This window comes from Oceanispirochaeta sp. M1, assembly GCF_003346715.1.
Lineage (GTDB): Bacteria > Spirochaetota > Spirochaetia > DSM-2461 > DSM-2461 > Oceanispirochaeta.
In genome coordinates this window covers 102389-119733 of sequence record NZ_QQPQ01000018.1, presented here as the reverse complement: position 1 = coordinate 119733, position 17345 = coordinate 102389, and the positions used below count along the sequence as shown (strand labels likewise).

Sequence of the window (17345 nt, the reverse complement as noted above, 5' to 3'; positions counted from 1 at the left end):
CTGTCCAAACGTTGTAGTATGATGACTCATAGCCGATTTCCTTTTGTTGTATTGTTTTAGTCGACTTAAGAATAAACGGAGATCGGCTTTTATAAAACCCCTTTCAAATTATCTTGGACAGCTGTGATGAGTGCTATTGTTTTTCGCCATATTTCCCCCAGATTTTTTTCACCAAAAGCGTTCAAATCAATCCTGCTGCCTTCTTCTGCACTGGCAGCGGCGGCCTCGATCATAACATGATTATATATTGAATCTCGAATTCCGGGAAAATCTGATAATTCTTCATTTCTGATAAGTGCGATAAAAGAATCAAAATTCTTCCGGGGAATAAGGGGGCAGGGGATGGTCTTCCATTCACCAGTTTCTATAAGGAATAACTTGTAACTGTCATTACTCTTTTCAGGAGTGATCCTTATAGATCCCTTCTCGCCGCAGATCAGAATTTCCAGTCCGTCTTTCTCTCCTGCGGCAGTTCTGCTTGTATTGATCAGAACGTTTGCTCCATTCTGCATCTCCAGAAGACTCTGGGCATCGTCCATACTGTCCAGTTGTGTCCCCTTCAATTCGTTAGAACCCTTATTAATACGATTCATGCTGCAGGAAACAGTCTCTGCGTATCCGCAAAAATAGGAAGCCAGATCAAAGAGGTGAGACCCCAGATCTCCCAGAACACCATGGCTGGAATATTCTTCTGTCAGCCGCCAGAACCAGGCGGAGGTCTCATGCCAGTCTCCGTAGTCATGGTTCAGTACCCATCCCTGCCGGTAATGGAGCTCCATCCGATGAATCTTCCCCAGGCAGTTCTCATCAACTGCCTGTCGGGCAGCAGCAATCGCAGGAATTGATCTTTTAGAAAAGTTTATGACTAATTTCTGAGCAGCAAAATCTTCGGGGCTGAAAGTGTTCAGTATTTCAAAAGGAACGGCAAAGGGTTTTTCTGTTAGAAGGGCTATGCCTGATTCAGTGCAGGATTTGAAGATCTCTCCGTGTAATTTATCAACGGAGCAGTTGATTATACCGTCAATTTTACTTTGCTTTCCCTCATCGGGAATCAGTGACTTCCAGTCTGTGGTTCCCGAAGGAATATTCCATTTTTCACAGAATCTATTAAGCTTGGTCTCCGAGGGATCACAGCAGCCGACAATTGTTACATCTTTTATCTTTGAAAGATTATAGGCGTAGTAGTTCCCCATATTCCCACAGCCGATCAGAGCAATTCTTGTGGTATTACTTCTCATAGGGCACCCCTGTGGATTCGCGTATAATAAAGCCTGAATCAATCAACAAAGCCTTCTCTTTTTCTATTGTTCCGCTGAGTCTTTGAGATAAAAGATCCATGGCATCCGAACCCATCCGTACAACAGGGTTGTGAATAGTAGAAAGCCCCGGAACAGAATCTCGGGCAGGTCCCAGATTATCAAAACCGATAAGGCTTATATCTTCGGGAATCTTTATATTCTCTTTCTTGCAGTACTCCATAACACCCAGGGCACATCGGTCAGATCCAGTCATAATGGCTGTAGGTCTGTTCGGGCTGTTGAGCAGTTTTTCCGCGGCAGAGATCCCGCTTCGTTTTGAAAAATTACCTTCTCTGAGAGTGAATCCCATTCCCTGGTCAGTGCAGAGTTTCTCAAATACTGCCAATCGTTCTTTTCCATCCCAGTAATTTATATCACCTTGAATATAAGCAACATGTTTATGTCCCAGACCTTTGAGATGGGAAAGGGCGTCCCGGGTTCCGGCATAGGGATCACAGTTGACGCAGTCAGCACCTTCTACAATATTGTTTACAAGAACAAAAGGGACCTTATGACCCATGAGTCCTTCGAAGCGGGGATCATCCAGAGGGGTTACTGAAAATATGAACCCATCTAATTCCTTGCTGTAGATCATCTCGCTCAGATCTTTATATTTCTCACCCACTTTATCCAGAACAATGGTGACTGAGTAACCAAGGGCTTCGGCTTTCTGCAGCACTCCATCCAGGAGCCTGGGAAAGTAGCTTCGTGTAAAGGGAGAGAAAGATTTATAGGTTCGAACGACAAGTCCGACGCGCATTGTTTTTTTACTTGCCAGGAGGACTGCCTGTCTATTCGGTATATAACCAAGTTCAGTAGCGATCTTCTTTATTTTCTTTTTAACTTCATCCGAAATCAGGGTGGAATCGTTCAGGGCGCGGGATACAGTGGATTCTGCCACTCCTGCTGCTTTGGCAACTTCCGCCCTGCTTACTCTCTTTCTCAAGTTCTCCCCCGTTTCGTTTGTAAAAAATGAAAGCCGGATCGTTGTGACCCGGCTTAAATATTATAGCATTATTCAGATTCTAGTAAACAGAATCAGCTTCGTAGAAGTCTGCAACATTGTCTGCTGTAAGCAGAACTGAAGGAATAACTACAGATATGGGAGAAGAAGCTTCGTGAAAGCTGTCAGATTTTTCGCCTAATGCAACGGCTACGGCGTAGTCGATGGCGTCGGCAATCATCATGGGGTGATATGTTACGGTTGCTCTTACAAGAGGATCTCCGTCCATGATCATTTTCATAACAACTTTGGAACCGGCTCCACCAAGGAAGGTGTGGATGTCGGATCTTCCGGACTCTTTGTAAGCCTGAAGAACACCGCGCAGAACATCATCATCCTGACAGAACACTGCATCAATCTTGGGGTACTGGCTGAGGAATGTTTCCATCAGTTCCAGACCTTTCTGTGTAGACCAGTTGGCAAATTCGTAGGAGTCTCCGCCAAGAAGGTTGGTAATAGAGGACTCTTTATCGATTTCAGCAAAGAAACCGTCCATTCTTTCTTTGTCGATGGGAACGGGAAGTCCACCCATACTGATAACATTTCCACCATTGGATTTTGCCATCATTTCTTTAGCCAGCCACTGGCCGCTCAGTGTACCCATCTGGGGATTGTTACCGGCAAGGTTTACATAGCCAAAGTCAGTTTCAGACATACCACGGTCAACAACGATACATTTAACACCAGCCGCGTGAGCTTCTTTTACAATAGGAGTAAGAGGTGCTGATTCATGGGGAAGGATTACAAGGTAATCAATACCGATAGCCATAAGATTTTCAACGGCCTGAATCTGTGTAGAGGGGGAGTCAGCGGTAACAACGCTGAATTTGAACTGACCATCATACTGCTCTTCCAGCTCTTTTACTCTTTTGTTTGCCCACCATACGATTCCACCGGTCCAACCGTGGTCAGCACTGGGAATTGAAATACCGATAGTCTGTACGTCACTATCCTGCTGTCCAGCAGCAAAAACACCGCCCATGGCAAATGCAGCCATTAGGCAAACCAATAAAAACTTTTTCATAGAATTTCCTCCGTTATTTTTTATATTGCAGTAACACTGCAACTATAATCACAACACCCTTTGCAGCCAGCTGAAGGTATGAAGATACCCCTGCCAGAACCAGCATGTTATTGATCATTCCAAGCATAATTGCCCCTAAGACCGTACCGATAATGCTTCCCCGGCCTCCGGTCATTGGAGTTCCTCCAATTACAACCGCCGCAATGGCATCAAGCTCATATCCGGAACAATCCGAGGGATTGACACAGTTCAATCTGGATGACCAGAGCAGTGCAGTTACACCAACTGTAAATCCTGTTATTGCGTAGGGGATGAATCGGATAAGATTGATATTGATAGCCGAGTATCGAGCTACCTGCTCATTGGCTCCCACGGCACAGATATAACGTCCTGTCCGCGTATGGTTCAGGAATACATGCAGAACTCCTGCGATAATAAAGAACATCCATACCGGTACGGGAAGCCCTAAAACTGATCCTGAACCGATTATTCCATACCCCTTGTTAATTGATTCAATATTTCCCGCCTGGGCAAAATAGATGACCAGGGAACGGTAGATCGACATGGTACCAAGGGTGGCTATAAAAGGAGCAATGCGCCATTTTGTTATTAGAAAACCATTTATTGCACCAAGAAAGGTGGCAAAGATAAGGGCCGTCAATACACCTGCAGCCACACCGCCCGGGCTGTCTGCTCCGAAGGAGTTCATAGCAAAAATTGCAACTCCTCCCGCAAAGGCTGTCATTGATCCGACTGAAAGGTCAAAGCCCCCTGATATAATTATCAGTGTCATACCCAGTGAAATGATTCCTGTATAGGATATCTGTCTCAGCAGGGTTATGAGGTTGCGGGTTCTCAGAAAGTAGGGCCAACCCATCACTGTTGCAATCAGGAACAAAGCGAGAAACCCGATCAGGGTCGTATGGTTTCTCCAGTTGAAGTTCTTCCGGATCTCTCCCAAAGAAGCTGTTTTATTTGATATCATACCTGTTCCATCACCTTCACGCCTGTGGCGTAAAACATGATTTCCTCCTCATTAATTTGTTCGCCGGTCAGCTCTCCGGCAATTTTTCCTTCCCGAAGAACATAGACTCTGGTACAGAGTCCAATGATTTCTTCAAGTTCGGAAGAGATGACTATCAGAGAGAATCCCTGTTCAGTCAGCTGATTGATGAACTGGTAAATTTCACTTTTAGCGTTGATGTCTATACCGCGGGTCGGTTCATCCAGAATCAGAATCTCCGGTTCCGTGTCCATCCATTTGGATAGATACACCTTCTGCTGATTTCCTCCGCTCAAATACTGTAGTTCTGTTTTAAGGGAGGCTGTTTTCGTCTTGAATAACTCGACATACTTACTGGCGGTATCCTGTATTTTCTTTTTATCCAGCAGGATATTTGTATACTGTTTGAGGGATATAAGAGTTGTGTTGGCCAGCAAGTCAAAGCTTGTATGTATGCCTCTTCCCTGTCTATCTTCACTGATGTAGCCAAGTTTGTTTTCAATAGCCTTACGGGGGGACGTTATCTCCACTTCCTGACCCTTTATGCTTATGGTTCCACTCTTCTTTGAGCGCAGACCCATTACAGCTTCGGCGAACTCAGTTCTTCCTGCACCTACCAATCCGGCAAGTCCCAGGATTTCACCTTTTTTCAAAGATAAGTTGATGTTAGAGAGCTTATTTTCAACATCGAGTCCCCGGACAGACAGTACTTCTTCATCCATATCCGGAGTACTTTTCGGGGGGAATATTGTTGAAAGTTCTCTTCCCACCATCTTCTGTGCCATCTGATGCTCGTCGATGAGGTCAATTTCACTGACACTGACCAGAACACCATCTCTAAGAACGGCAACCCTGTCACAGATGGTTTTAACCTCTTTCAGTTTATGCGAAACAAATATCATGGTGACCCCATCGTCTCTGAGTCTGTTCATCAGATCAAAAAGGATATTGATTTCATGATGAGTCAAAGTTGTGGTGGGTTCATCAAAGATAAGAATCTTTGCATCATGGACCAGGGCTTTTGAGACCTCCACCATCTGTTTTTCTGCAACGCTGAGGGAGGATATCATTGATTCCACAGAGATCTCTGTTTCCAGACGGCTCAGGAGAGATCTGGATACGGTACGCATCTCTGTTTTATTCAGAAGTCCATTCTTTTTCCGGAGTTCACTGCCAAGAAAAATGTTCTCAAAGACATTCAGGCTGTCCACAAGGTTGAATTCCTGTGGAACCATGGCTATTCCATGGCGTTTGGCAGCCTGGGCATCCTTGATCTGAATTGTTTCACCATTCAGACTCAGGGAGCCGCCCGAAGGGGTGTAGATCCCGTTGATAATCTTGATCAGTGTTGATTTTCCGGCACCGTTCTCACCGATAAGACCGAGTATCTCTCCCCGTCTTAAAGGCAGATTGATACCGTCAAGAACAGTTACTCCGGAGAATTCTTTGGATATGGATTGAATCTCAAGAATTGGTTTGTCCGACATCAGTTCTCCATTGCACCGTCAAAATTGACTGTGGAAGGTGAAAAATTCATCTTCCTGACGTATTCAAGAGATTCAGCAGCACCGAATTCTCTATCCATTCCGTTATCTTCCCATTCCACAGAGAGGGGACCTGTATAGTCCATATCATTCAGTTCACGGATGATTGCATCAAAATCAACCTGTCCGTGACCGATAGATCTGAAGTTCCATCCTCTGCGGCTGTCTCCGAAGGCCAGATGAGAACCTAATATTCCGCTACGGCCATCAAGAGTCACAGAAGCGTCCTTCATATGTACATGGTAAGTTCTATAAGCAAAGTCTCTCAGGAAGAGGTGGGGACTTACTCCCTGCCAAATCAGATGGCTGGGGTCAAAGTTCAATCCCAGGGTGGGGCGGTCTTCAAAGACTTCAAAGAGTTTCTTTGTTGACCAGTAGTCATAGGCTATTTCAGAGGGGTGAACTTCAAGGGCAAACTTGACACCCAGCTTGTCAAACTCATCAAAGATAGGGGTCCAGAGCTCTTTTACTTTCTCATATCCCTCTTCTATCATCTCATCACTGGTCTGGGGGAAAGAGTAGAGGTACTTCCATATGGGAGAGCCCATAAAACCGGTAACAACAGTACAACCCATGGCTGCTGCGGCTCGTCCTGTATGGATCATCTCTTCGACTCCCCATTTGCGGATTTCATCAGGCTTTCCCTGATATTCTGCAGGTGCGAATCCATCAAGTCGGGGGTCGTTATAATCACCCACACATTGTCCTGAGAGGTGGGCTCCCAGAGCAAAGCTCTTTAAACCGTTTTTCTTAAGAGTTTCCAGTTTTTCTTCAACATATGATTTGTCTGAAGAGGCTTTACGGACATCCATATGATCACCCCAGCAGGCAATCTCCAATCCGTCGTATCCAATTTTTTTAATCAGGGGGCAAAGGTCGTTAAAGGGTATGTCTGCCCATTGTCCGGTAAAAATTGTTACAGGTCTTCCCATTTTAAAATCTCCTTATATTTCGAGACTTATCTGCAGTCTCACTCTCTTTTTCTCAGAGCCGAAAGGCCCCGGTTCTATTTTCTTTAATTGATCAGAAATCAATCCAGTTTGAGTTTTTCTCTGAGCTTTCAACACATTTTTCAATGAAATTGACACCATTGGCACCATCAAGGGGAGTGGGGAAATCAAGTTGATCTTCTGTGGGAATTCCACCGCTGTTCTTGACCGAAACAGCATCGATATAGGTTGAATAAATGTTGGCGAAGGCTTCAAGATAGCCCTCTACATGACCTGAGGGGAGCCGGATATATGATGCAGGATGATCATAAAAATCATCACGCCCACGGGATGCCACTTTGACATGTTCACCTTTCTTGGATATTTTCAGATAGTTGGGATCTTCCTGACGCCAGGATATGGAACCTTCAGAACCGTAGATCCTGAAACTAAGGTCATTATCATGACCCCAGGCGATCTGAGAGGACCAGTAAAGACCTTTTGCTCCACCCTTGTAGTTGAGCATTATGACTGCATTGTCATCCAGTTTTCTGCCATCCACCATTTTGTCCAGTCTGGCACTGAGCTGCTCTATCTCCAGTCCTGTAACGTAGGAGATCATGTTTTCAACATGACTTCCTATATCACCTACACAGTTTGAAATTCCTGACTGAGCAGGATCAGTCCGCCAGGCGGCCTGTTTATTAGCAGGGTCGTTTTCAACGGCTTCCGCCAGCCATTCCTGAGGGTATTCAGCGTTTACAAAACGTATATCACCGATTTCTCCCTGTTTTATCATCTCTCTAGCCTGTTTTACGGCGGGGTATCCTGTGTAGGTATAGGTCACCGCAAAGAGAAGGTTTTTGTCTTCTGCCAGTTTTTGAAGCTGAATCGCTTCATCGTAGTTTGTTGTCAGGGGCTTATCACATACAACATTTATGCCGTTTTCCAGAAATGCTCTGGCAATGGTGAAGTGGGAGCTGTTGGGGGTAACGATGGATACAAAATTAATTCCGTCTTCTCTTTCAGATTCCGCTTCGGCCATTTCCATATAGGATTCGTAAAGACGGTCCTTACTGACTCCCAGGGTTTCTCCTGTTTCAAGGGTCAGAGGGAGGGATCGGGAGAAACAGCCTGCTGCCAGGGTTGCTTTTCCATCCAGGCCTATAGCTTTTCTGTGAACTTCACCAATGAAAGATCCGCCTCCTCCGCCGACCATTCCATAAGTGATTTTCCCAGATGCATTGTTACTTTTACTTGCTTCAATCATTTCATGACTCCGTAATGCACGCGTGTGCACTTAATGTGAAAAAAAATCTGATTTCTTCTGGATTTACAATGTAATTCCTCTCATATCTCTGAAATCAGGTCGATAGAGCGTGATTTGATGCACGCGCGTGCATCAAAGATATCACTCCTCTGTTTAGCTGTCAAGATCAAATCGTATCACCTTTTAATAAGAGTGATTTAAGAGAAAAGACAAGATTCGTGATTAACTGGTAGAATGCTGCTATGAACAAATTGTTGACGAAATACATATACTCTCTTCCATCTCAGTGGGGCTGGAGTGATCAGTGGGATTCTCTATTCAGAATTTTTGTTTTAATTCTGATCATCGGGCTCCTTACCTGGCTTGTCCGGATTATTGCAAATCTTATTATTAAAAAACCTCTGACTAGAATTGTTGAGAAATCCCGATTTCATTGGGATGATATAGCACTTAAAACGGGTGTATTCAGAAATACAGTCAATCTGATTCCGGCTCTCTTTCTCTGGAATATGATGTTTATCGCTCTACCTGATGCCAGTGAGAGTCGTCTGGTTGTTCAAAAAGCAGTCAGCCTCTGGATACTGGTTGTGTTTGCACGAATACTGATCTCTGTTATTGATGCTCTTCATGCAATGTATAACAGGCGGTCCAGTGCTGCACAGCATCCTATTAAGGGTGTTCTTCAGGCAGTAAAGATAGTCATTCTGGTTGCCATAGGGCTTATCGGTATTGCTATCATAACCGGAAATCCCATATCGGGTGTTCTAGGCGGACTGGGTGCTCTTTCTGCAGTGATTATGCTCATTTTCAAAGATCCCATCCTGGGTCTTGTATCCGGGTTTCAGCTGGCTGCCAATGATATGGTAAGCATCGGGGACTGGATTGAGGTTCCGGCTTACGGAGCAGATGGAGATGTTATCGATATCGGCCTCCAAACCGTTACCGTACAGAACTGGGACAAAACCTACTCAACCATCCCTGTATCGGCCCTTCTTTCAGGAACTTTTAAAAACTGGAGAGGGATGACACATGCCGGAGGGCGCAGGATAAAGAGATCCATCCCTTTAAACATGAACAGTATCCGTTATTTAACTAATGATGAAATCAGAGAACTTGAAGATATTCATATCCTGAAACCTTATCTGAAGCAGCGGAAGGATGAAATCCTGAAATGGAATAAATTAAACAATATTGATGAGGAAAATGATGCCAGGGTCAATGGACGCCATATGACGAATATCGGCGTGTTCAGAGCCTATGTGGGCTTCTATCTTAAATCACACCCCTCGGTGCGCCAGGATATGACCCTCCTTGTGCGGCAGCTTGAACCGGGACCGAAGGGGCTCCCCCTGGAGATCTATGTCTTTTCCAATGATCTCAACTGGGGTAATTTCGAGAATATTCAATCAGATATATTTGATCATCTCCTGGCATCCCTTTCTCACTTTGGTTTAAAAGTGTTTCAGGAACCCACGGGGCTTGATTTTGCGGAGCTGCGTTAATATGAAATATATAGGTGCCCATGTCAGTGCGGCAGGGGGTGTAAAGAATGCTCCCTTTAATGCAAAGAAGATCGGAGCTACCGCCTTTGCTCTTTTCACAAAGAATCAGAAGCAGTGGAAGGCGAAAGATCTGAGTGATGAGGATGTAAACTCATTCAAGGCGGCCATGGAAGAGAACGGATATACTTCCAGGCAGGTCCTTCCCCATGATTCCTACCTTATAAACCTCGGGAATAAAGATCAGGAGAAGTGGGATAAGAGTGTTAATGCTTTTATAGATGAGCTGCAGCGCGTGGAGCAGTTGGGACTGACCATGCTGAACTTTCACCCCGGGGCACATCTGAAACAGTACTCCGAAGATGACTGTCTTAAAAGGATTGCCCAAGGGATGAATCTTGCAGCATCCAGGACTGAATCTGCTGTAATGGTTATAGAGAATACTGCAGGTCAGGGATCAGCCATAGGCTGGAAATTCGAAGACCTTGCAAGACTCATTGAACTCTGCGAAGACAAATCAAGGGTGGGAGTCTGCCTGGATACCTGTCATATGTTTGCAGCGGGCTATGATATCAGGACAACAGAATCTTTCGAGGCCGTATTTTCAGAATTTGAGAAAACTGTAGGATTTGAGTGGCTTCGGGGAATGCATATAAATGATGCCAAATCCGAACTGGGAAGCCGGGTAGACCGGCATCATAGCCTGGGTCAGGGAAATATCGGCTGGGGAGCCTTTGAGCGAATCGCTGCAGATTCCCGCTTTGACGGTATCCCTCTGGTGCTGGAAACCATTGATGATTCTATCTGGGCCGAAGAGATCAGTCGATTGCAGTCATTCCTTTAATGCTTTCAAAAGTAGGGAAAACTCTTCTGCGCAATCACCGCATATTGCAAGGTGCTGCTCAATTAACTGTACCATTTCAGGAGCATCTCTCCGTTTGAGTATAAAATCTGCATACTCTTCCATATGTTCAAAAACACTCTGACAGTCCAGTTCCTCGGCACAGCTGTTTTTTATCATAGTGAGGAGTACATCTGTATGTCCTGCATGGGTATGCATTTTTTTTCCAGGTTTCATTTTCATTCTGACTTCCTCATCTCTTAGACCTGCTCTCCCTGTCATATCTTACTATCATATCTTACTAACAATCAGCTAATTTCCCATCTCGGCGATATCAATGCTGTTTATACCCCTTGATTCTATGGCTGTTTTTAATTTCATCCTGGCATCATGAAGCAGTTTATAGATTCCATTTCTGGTAGACCCTGTCCGTCTGGCAATTTCATCCAGAGGCATGGCATATTTCATTCTGTAAACCATAGCGGTTCTCTGTTTCTGACTTAGTTCTTCATCAATGAGAGTATTGCATAGTTGGGCCATCTCTTTTCTCAATAATTTTTTTTCAGGCGACATATATATTGGATAACCCTTTGCTGTATTCAGGAAGGATTCATCTTTTTCAAATTTTTCTAAAGACACATTTTGCCAGGATTTATGTCTAATTTCATTTAAAACAGTATTAACCGCAATTTTCATTGCCCAGCTGGTAAAAAGAGCCTCTCCGGAATATGTGTCTATATTTCCCACTATTCTGATCATTGCCTCCTGACAGAGATCTTCCAGATTCTCTTTGTTAAGCTTCTTATGATTTTTGAAGCTATATCCTAATCCATTTAATAGATATTCCCTCAGTTCTTCCAGAGTCCTGTTATATTCAGCATGTTCCTTATTGAGGTAAAGAATCCAATCATTGTTGCTTCTGTTTAAAGATGTCTTCACAGTAGATAAGTTTATTATCTTTTTCGGAGGATTACAAAAAAGATTCCTATTAAATAATATAAAATAAGTAATATAACACCTTGTCATCTTGTCTATAGAATCAGAACAGGAAGTCCTGTCCTTTACTAATTTGTTAAGGAGATTCTATATGAATAAAGTATTTTTACTGATTTTATTTGTCCTATCCTCTTTTACTTCTGTCTTTGCAGAGGGTGCTGCAGAAGAACCAACGAACTATATGGCTTATGAAGGCAGTCATAAAGATGTATGGAAACTGGAAGCCACTGATCCTCTGCTTATTGGTGGATATGGTGATAACTTTGTCTATGATGGAAAAAATGTAGTTCCTTTAGAAGGAAAGGCCACGGTTGAAGTAAATGCCAAAAAAAATACCGGAAAAATGATTGTAGAATTCAAAGGTACAATCAATCCTGAAGCTGGTGTGAGTCATACCGGGGATATCAGGATCGAATATACAGAATTTGATGAAGGATCAGAATTCTGGGAAGGTGGAATTGCAGACTTTGTATATATTCATGGTGACACAGGGCAGGAAGCTCCTGTTATGCCCAAGGTTAAATCTGATCTGGCATCCTGGGGCCCGGCTGATGTGTATGTAAATGATGAACTTGTGTATGAAGCTCTGGTTGGGCATATGATGTATACAGAAGCATCAAGAAACAAGAAAGATTATGCAATATATAATGCTGATAAGAGTGCTTATTATTCTCCCATGAAGCCTGCAGATGGCTCTATCGCTCATCCTGACGAGATGGAACTCCATTTTGTTGCCCATACTGTAGAACCGGATACAGGAAACTTTCCTCCCCATACTGTCTGGATTCATTTGAACTTCATAACAGTAAAAGATATGTGATATTGAGCTTTCAATTTGACTTCGGAACCGGGCCGCATTAGGTTTTCAACAGATGCTGCCCGGTTTTTTAATGAGGAGATTATATATGGCTTACGAGATTCTATGGAGAGTTCATGCCATACTGATGAGTACTTCTTTTATTAGTATGTTATGTGCTGTAGTAATATCAATTGTCTGGAAAAAGAGAAAATGGAGATATAAAGTTCACAGAAGATTGGGTCTGTATGCCGGGATTTCCGGTGTTACAGCTCTTATTACTGCTGTGGTAATGGTTCAGATTAACAGTGGATACCATTTAACATCCCGTCATGCGTTGGGAGGTGCTTTTACTGCCACTCTGCTTATAGCTACTCCTCTGATCGCGCTTGGAATTAAAACATCAAAAAAGAAAAAACTCCTGAAAAGGGTTCATAAAGTTTCTGGTTATCTGACCCTCCTTTTTATGACCGTTAGTATATTCTTCGGTCTGCTCTTTGTGGGCCTGATCAATATCCCAGAAAAGAAAAAGAGCTCTGATATTGCAGAACCAAAGATGTCTTCACTTACTGAACAGACCGTAAATACTGTCACTGTCTCGGGAATAACATTTACATGGGAGATCATAGGAGACTATATGGAAGCTACTCTTGAAGCTGAAACTGAGGGCTGGATCGCCATAGGTCTCAATCCCGAACAGATGATGCAGGGAGCCGATTTTATCATTGGATATGTGAAGGATGATGAAGTATTTATCCAGGATGATTACGGTTCCTGGCTTACATCTCATGTCTCTGATGATTCCATGGGAGGGAGTGACGATATTGAAATCCTCGGCGGAGAAGAAAAGAAGAAGAGAACGACGATCCGCTTCAGAAAAGCTCTGACATCGGCCGATGAGTTTGATCACAATATTGTCAGGGGAGAAACAATCAGCGTACTCTTTGCTCTGGGTACTAAGGACGATTTCACATCCATGCATAAGGGTAGGGGGAAAATAGATATCACCTTTTAGTGTCCGGAAATTGAAATAGGTTCACATTCTCTTTTTTATAACATAAATAAAGCAGGAAGTAATCAAAAGACGCAGAATCATAAAGAAATGGATTAACTATTCTACTCATCTCTTTGGTGGGGTTTGCTGTAGCCCCTCAAACATTTCTTCTCCTGCCTTAACCAGCGTATCCCTGCAAGCACATTGTTTATCATCTTCAGTCAATGTTCTTAGTTCTGTCACTGTACCTCTCATCAGACTCTCAATATCTACATTATTATTGCGGCATTCACTAGGACTGTGCCCCGTAGCTTTCTTAAATATTCGTGAAAAATAATTGGGATCCCGGAAACCGGTTTGCAGGGCAATCTCTCTGATTTTTAATTCAGGATTCAGTAGAAGTTCAGCTGCCCTTTGGAGCCGGTAGACGGTCAAAAAATCACAGAATCCCTGACCCATTTTATTTTTGAAGCATTCTGAAAAGTAATTTGGATTCATTGCCGCCTCTGAAGCTGCCTCATCCAGTGAAATATCTCTGAAATAATTTTTATATATTAAATTGAGAGCTCGCTGTATCCGCTTATCCTGTATGGTAGGGAGTTCGCATGAAGAAGAAAAAATATTCTCCAAGCGCTGTACTTTATTCTGCATTTCGCTAATCTGCTTCTTTTCCGTTTGTATTTCTTTCAGAATTCCGGCAGCCTGAAAAAGAGCTTTACGAACAGATGATTTTTCGATGGGTTTTATAAGGTAATCCAATACTCCGTTTTTCATGGCTCTCCGGGCAAATTCAAATTCTTCATATCCACTAATTATGATTACCTGAGTGTCTGGACTCATTTTTTTTACAGCTTCCAGCAGTTCAAGCCCCCCGAATCCGGGCATTTTGATATCTGTAATCAGTATGTCCGGATTGACTCTTTGACAGAGCTCCAGTCCATCAATGCCGTCCCTTGCTTCTCCCAAAAGAACGAATCCTTCATCTTCTGTGGGGAGGTATGAGCAGACCAGGCTGCGTATCCAATATTCATCATCTACAACTACAACTGTAAATGTCACTCAGTCCTCCTCCATTTCAATCCGATAGGGAAATGTTAATGTGACTTCCGTTCCTCCACCAATACGCGGTTTGATCAAAACCCCCGACGAATATCCGAAATGAAGCTTCAGCCTGGCATCTACATTATACAGACCCATTCCACCGACCTTTTCCACATTCCTTTCAGCAATTCCATTCCTGAATTTTGCATTAATCTCCTCAGCACGTAATGGATCGATATCCGGTCCATTGTTTTCCACTGTCAGAAGAATAAGGTCTTCTACTCTTTTTCCTCTGATGACCAGCAGACCATCCCGTCGACATTCTTCCAGTCCGTATTTAAAAGCATTTTCAACCAGGGGCTGTAAAATAAGTTTCACTGTCCAGCATTCTGAAATCCCTTCCTCAATTTGATACTCCACACGGAAACGATCTCCAAAGCGGAATTCCTGAATTTTAAGATAGTGCTCAATATTTTCCAGTTCCCGGGCGACAGTTACAACCTCTTTCGTCCCGATGCTGAAGCGGAAGACCTTTGCCAGAGATGCCGTGATATCCACAACTTCCTGATTTCCCTGGGCCTGGGATATTCCACGGATGACATCCAGTGTATTGTACAGAAAGTGTGGGTTAATCTGCGCCTGAAGAGCATTCATCTGCGCCCGATTCTTCTCTTCTTCCTTCCGGGCGATATTGGCAACGAGTACCTGTAGATGATCACTCATCCGGTTTATACCTTTTACCAGAGACCTTAGATCATTGTTGGCCACCTCGGGCAGTCTTCGGCTGAAATCTCCGCTTCCCATCTGCTCCATGGCATCAATAACCCTACTGAGAGGTCCTGTAATTCTCCGGGAGACAACAATAGAGAAGAAGACAGAAAGAACAAGGACAGAAAAAACCAAAACCATAAAAATCCAGAGTGTAATGCCCCTTCCTGAAAACAGTTCCTTCGGCCAGAGACGTGCAACCAGAGTCCAGTCAAAATTTTCAAGGGTGAAGGAAAACTCCTGCATCCCCCTGCGGGCCGGCGGGATTATGCCGCCTTTTCCCATAGAGGAACCAAGGACTTGACCATCTCCATCCAGAAGCATGATATAGCCGTTGCTTCCCAGAGGGTATTCCTCCAGAGTTTCGGCAATAAGACGCTCCTCTAGATCAATCTGAATAAGAGTCCCTTCCTCAGGGTTTCCCATACGAGTGACCTTGCGGACAACACTGATGGTCGTAGATACCGGGTCATCTTCTGAAGCCGCAGCATATCCCGCAAGATGAAGGGGGATTATCCGATACCCGTAAGGCTGATTAAAAAGCTCTTCAACCCAGGAGGAAGAAAGCAGTTCTTCTCTGTTAAAATCAAGCAGACTGGAGTAGACCCGCTGATGATTATCAATCAGATAGATTGATTCAATAAATGGATAGACCTGACGGAGAGTATCCAGATAAGAATTGGTGTCCTTTATCTCCCGAATCCGTTCAGACAGAGGGATTTCATTATACTGGAAAAACAGGGGGGATGAGATGGTATGAACAATCAACTGTTTCTGAGCCGTGGCGATATCTTCCGCCAGGTAATCAAGTTTTTGTCCGGCCTGCCGGACCAGTTCCCGGTTATAGCTGACAATCTCTTTATCTAGGAATTTCTTCAGCTGCCAGCCACCGTAAATACCGAGGATTCCGGTGGGCAAAAGTGCAGTACACAGCAATGCGGCAAGTATTTCCTTGCCTATGGTCAGGTTCATAAGTTTCCGGCGCAGCCGGGAGAGGCTCTTTATCATAACAGATCCTGAACTGAGTGCCTTATTCTGTTATTCATCATCACAACCTTTCCCGTTCCGCCGGTAAGCAGACGATTCAGAATGACTCTCAAGATACTCCCCCCCATGGGGGGAGTCAAGAGAGGTTAACTGATGAAACACATCCGCGCTATAGCAGCGCCGATTACCGTATCTGTGGAGTTGAGTGAAAGCTGTTCATGCCACAGTTGTCTATAGTTGAAAAACTCAGCAGCCTTCCGGACAGATTCTTCTGACGCCTGTTTAACAAAATCCCTGGACGATTCTGCATCAAAATGATCCGAATACCCTTTCAGCAGAGCAGAGACAGCATGCTCGGGAAGATCCTTTGAATCATCCAAAAATGCTCCCGGATAAGGATTCAACAGATCATAACTGAAGTTTTCCTGAGGACATTGTTTCCGGTGTTCAGTCAGTTTGGTCTTCATATAAAGAAACCGTCTGATATCCGCCTTCAGTTTTCTGACATTGTCTCCCGCCTGACTGCCCGTCGAATCGGGTGGCAGATGTACAATTCCAATATCTTGGTGAAAATAAAACCGGATGCCTTTCATCAGAGCATTGATCACATAATCATAATCTTCACCTCGGGGAATAAAGGGATCATGACATACCCGAGCGATCGTATCTCTCCGGAAAACCATATTCCCGCCGAAGGCTACAGATCCCGGGGCAGGAGAGCTCTCTCCGGACATGGCTATTTTCAGAGCCTCATTCATGTAATAATTCTTTTTCAGGAAGATATTCTCTTCCTGAAAAAGAGCTTCGGCACCCTTCAGACGAAATTCGCCCTCCCTGTCGTAGTAAGGACCGGCCATACCGCCGATATCATCGTTCTCATTCATTGCGTTTAGCGCTTTTTTCAGATACTCACGGTCTTCAACAATCTCATCATCATCAATACCGATTACAAATTCAGCTCCACTGCAATAGGGAACAAACAGCTGCACATTCCGGATGTTGCCATAGCTATCCATCTTAAGCAGAGGTGTTTTCAATAGACTGTTGATCTGCTCCACCTCTGTGGGAGTCACAAGATACAGCTTTTTTTCAGACCGGAAGGGTTCGAGTATCTGCTCAACCCTTTTTCGAACCTTCTGAAGGTATTCTATATGTGTTACAGCCAGAACGATAAGAAGATTGAAATCTCCCGACAAGCGACAGAGGCTGCCCATTGTCCGGCTCAGGGTTTCTTCTCCATCCGGAGATGTGGGATGATCAAAATCAATACAGGGTGGGTTGTCAGGAGATCCATAATCTCCCCAGTATGTGGGTATGGTTATCCATAGTTTTTCATAATTTATCATTGATGT

The 17345-nt window shown here is 44.0% G+C and carries 16 protein-coding genes; 4 read left to right on the top strand and 12 right to left on the bottom strand.

Annotated features, from left to right (window positions below; genetic code table 11):
* Positions 1-89: 89 nt before the first annotated feature.
* The 7 genes from DV872_RS14370 to DV872_RS14340 form a co-directional block, all read right to left on the bottom strand.
* Positions 90-1238, bottom strand: a complete 1149-nt coding sequence (locus tag DV872_RS14370) for a Gfo/Idh/MocA family protein (RefSeq protein ID WP_114630643.1) — start codon at positions 1236-1238, stop codon at positions 90-92.
* Positions 1228-2244, bottom strand: coding sequence for a LacI family DNA-binding transcriptional regulator (locus DV872_RS14365; RefSeq protein ID WP_114630642.1), 1017 nt, complete (start codon positions 2242-2244; stop codon positions 1228-1230). Before DV872_RS14365 ends, DV872_RS14370 begins: the two co-directional genes overlap by 11 nt.
* A gap of 79 nt (positions 2245-2323) precedes the next feature.
* Complete coding sequence (locus DV872_RS14360) at positions 2324-3325, bottom strand: substrate-binding domain-containing protein (RefSeq protein WP_114630641.1); 1002 nt, start codon at positions 3323-3325, stop codon at positions 2324-2326.
* A gap of 13 nt (positions 3326-3338) precedes the next feature.
* The gene (locus DV872_RS14355) at positions 3339-4310 is read right to left on the bottom strand and encodes an ABC transporter permease (RefSeq protein ID WP_199563481.1); all 972 of its coding nucleotides are present in this window, start codon (positions 4308-4310) and stop codon (positions 3339-3341) included.
* Entirely contained in the window at positions 4307-5815 is a 1509-nt protein-coding gene (locus DV872_RS14350; protein ID WP_114630640.1) for a sugar ABC transporter ATP-binding protein, read from the bottom strand. The genes DV872_RS14355 and DV872_RS14350 overlap by 4 nt, the downstream gene beginning before the upstream one ends.
* Positions 5815-6804 carry a sugar phosphate isomerase/epimerase gene (locus DV872_RS14345; protein ID WP_114630639.1) on the bottom strand — a complete coding sequence of 330 codons (990 nt, stop codon included), beginning with the start codon at positions 6802-6804 and terminating at the stop codon, positions 5815-5817. Before DV872_RS14345 ends, DV872_RS14350 begins: the two co-directional genes overlap by 1 nt.
* A 91-nt stretch (positions 6805-6895) precedes the next feature.
* Positions 6896-8071, bottom strand: coding sequence for a Gfo/Idh/MocA family protein (locus DV872_RS14340; RefSeq protein ID WP_114630638.1), 1176 nt, complete (start codon positions 8069-8071; stop codon positions 6896-6898).
* A 242-nt stretch (positions 8072-8313) separates the two neighbouring features.
* Here DV872_RS14340 and DV872_RS14335 point away from each other — a divergent pair, with 242 nt between their 5' ends.
* Positions 8314-9573 carry a mechanosensitive ion channel family protein gene (locus tag DV872_RS14335; RefSeq protein WP_114630637.1) on the top strand — a complete coding sequence of 420 codons (1260 nt, stop codon included), beginning with the start codon at positions 8314-8316 and terminating at the stop codon, positions 9571-9573.
* Position 9574: 1 nt separating this feature from the next.
* Positions 9575-10414 (top strand): deoxyribonuclease IV, encoded by an 840-nt coding sequence (nfo, locus tag DV872_RS14330; protein ID WP_114630636.1) that lies wholly within the window; start codon positions 9575-9577, stop codon positions 10412-10414.
* Here the strand turns inward: nfo and DV872_RS14325 are convergent.
* Together DV872_RS14325 and DV872_RS14320 are read right to left on the bottom strand one after the other, a co-directional pair.
* Positions 10403-10654: a hypothetical protein gene (locus DV872_RS14325; protein WP_147283176.1), complete on the bottom strand. Its 252-nt coding sequence runs from the start codon at positions 10652-10654 to the stop codon at positions 10403-10405. The genes nfo and DV872_RS14325 overlap by 12 nt on opposite strands.
* A gap of 69 nt (positions 10655-10723) precedes the next feature.
* Positions 10724-11350: an RNA polymerase sigma factor gene (locus DV872_RS14320; RefSeq protein WP_158546982.1), complete on the bottom strand. Its 627-nt coding sequence runs from the start codon at positions 11348-11350 to the stop codon at positions 10724-10726.
* A 148-nt stretch (positions 11351-11498) separates the two neighbouring features.
* Between DV872_RS14320 and DV872_RS14315 the strand changes: the two genes are divergently transcribed.
* Together DV872_RS14315 and DV872_RS14310 are read left to right on the top strand one after the other, a co-directional pair.
* Entirely contained in the window at positions 11499-12227 is a 729-nt protein-coding gene (locus tag DV872_RS14315) for a hypothetical protein (protein ID WP_114630633.1), read from the top strand.
* An 85-nt stretch (positions 12228-12312) separates the two neighbouring features.
* On the top strand, positions 12313-13218 hold the full coding sequence (locus DV872_RS14310; RefSeq protein WP_158546981.1) for a DOMON domain-containing protein: 906 nt from the start codon (positions 12313-12315) through the stop codon (positions 13216-13218).
* A 105-nt stretch (positions 13219-13323) separates the two neighbouring features.
* On the opposite strand, the gene DV872_RS14305 is transcribed toward DV872_RS14310, so the two are convergent.
* The 3 genes from DV872_RS14305 to DV872_RS14295 form a co-directional block, all read right to left on the bottom strand.
* The gene (locus tag DV872_RS14305) at positions 13324-14256 is read right to left on the bottom strand and encodes a response regulator (RefSeq protein ID WP_114630631.1); all 933 of its coding nucleotides are present in this window, start codon (positions 14254-14256) and stop codon (positions 13324-13326) included.
* Positions 14257-16014: a sensor histidine kinase gene (locus DV872_RS14300; protein WP_114630630.1), complete on the bottom strand. Its 1758-nt coding sequence runs from the start codon at positions 16012-16014 to the stop codon at positions 14257-14259.
* Positions 16015-16139: 125 nt separating this feature from the next.
* Positions 16140-17339, bottom strand: coding sequence for a hypothetical protein (locus tag DV872_RS14295; RefSeq protein ID WP_114630629.1), 1200 nt, complete (start codon positions 17337-17339; stop codon positions 16140-16142).
* Between the last annotated feature and the right edge of the window lie 6 nt (positions 17340-17345).

Excerpts from the sequence above, each read along its gene's own strand:
- DV872_RS14370 (WP_114630643.1), bottom strand. The coding sequence starts at position 1,238 with ATGAGAAGTAATACCACAAGAATTGCTCTGATCGGCTGTGGGAATATG.
- DV872_RS14360 (WP_114630641.1), bottom strand. The coding sequence starts at position 3,325 with ATGAAAAAGTTTTTATTGGTTTGCCTAATGGCTGCATTTGCCATGGGC.
- DV872_RS14355 (WP_199563481.1), bottom strand. The coding sequence starts at position 4,310 with ATGATATCAAATAAAACAGCTTCTTTGGGAGAGATCCGGAAGAACTTC.
- DV872_RS14350 (WP_114630640.1), bottom strand. The coding sequence starts at position 5,815 with ATGTCGGACAAACCAATTCTTGAGATTCAATCCATATCCAAAGAATTC.
- DV872_RS14345 (WP_114630639.1), bottom strand. The coding sequence starts at position 6,804 with ATGGGAAGACCTGTAACAATTTTTACCGGACAATGGGCAGACATACCC.
- DV872_RS14340 (WP_114630638.1), bottom strand. The coding sequence starts at position 8,071 with ATGATTGAAGCAAGTAAAAGTAACAATGCATCTGGGAAAATCACTTAT.
- DV872_RS14335 (WP_114630637.1), top strand. The coding sequence starts at position 8,314 with ATGAACAAATTGTTGACGAAATACATATACTCTCTTCCATCTCAGTGG.
- nfo (WP_114630636.1), top strand. The coding sequence starts at position 9,575 with ATGAAATATATAGGTGCCCATGTCAGTGCGGCAGGGGGTGTAAAGAAT.
- DV872_RS14325 (WP_147283176.1), bottom strand. The coding sequence starts at position 10,654 with ATGAAAATGAAACCTGGAAAAAAAATGCATACCCATGCAGGACATACA.
- DV872_RS14315 (WP_114630633.1), top strand. The coding sequence starts at position 11,499 with ATGAATAAAGTATTTTTACTGATTTTATTTGTCCTATCCTCTTTTACT.
- DV872_RS14310 (WP_158546981.1), top strand. The coding sequence starts at position 12,313 with ATGGCTTACGAGATTCTATGGAGAGTTCATGCCATACTGATGAGTACT.
- DV872_RS14300 (WP_114630630.1), bottom strand. The coding sequence starts at position 16,014 with ATGATAAAGAGCCTCTCCCGGCTGCGCCGGAAACTTATGAACCTGACC.
- DV872_RS14295 (WP_114630629.1), bottom strand. The coding sequence starts at position 17,339 with ATGATAAATTATGAAAAACTATGGATAACCATACCCACATACTGGGGA.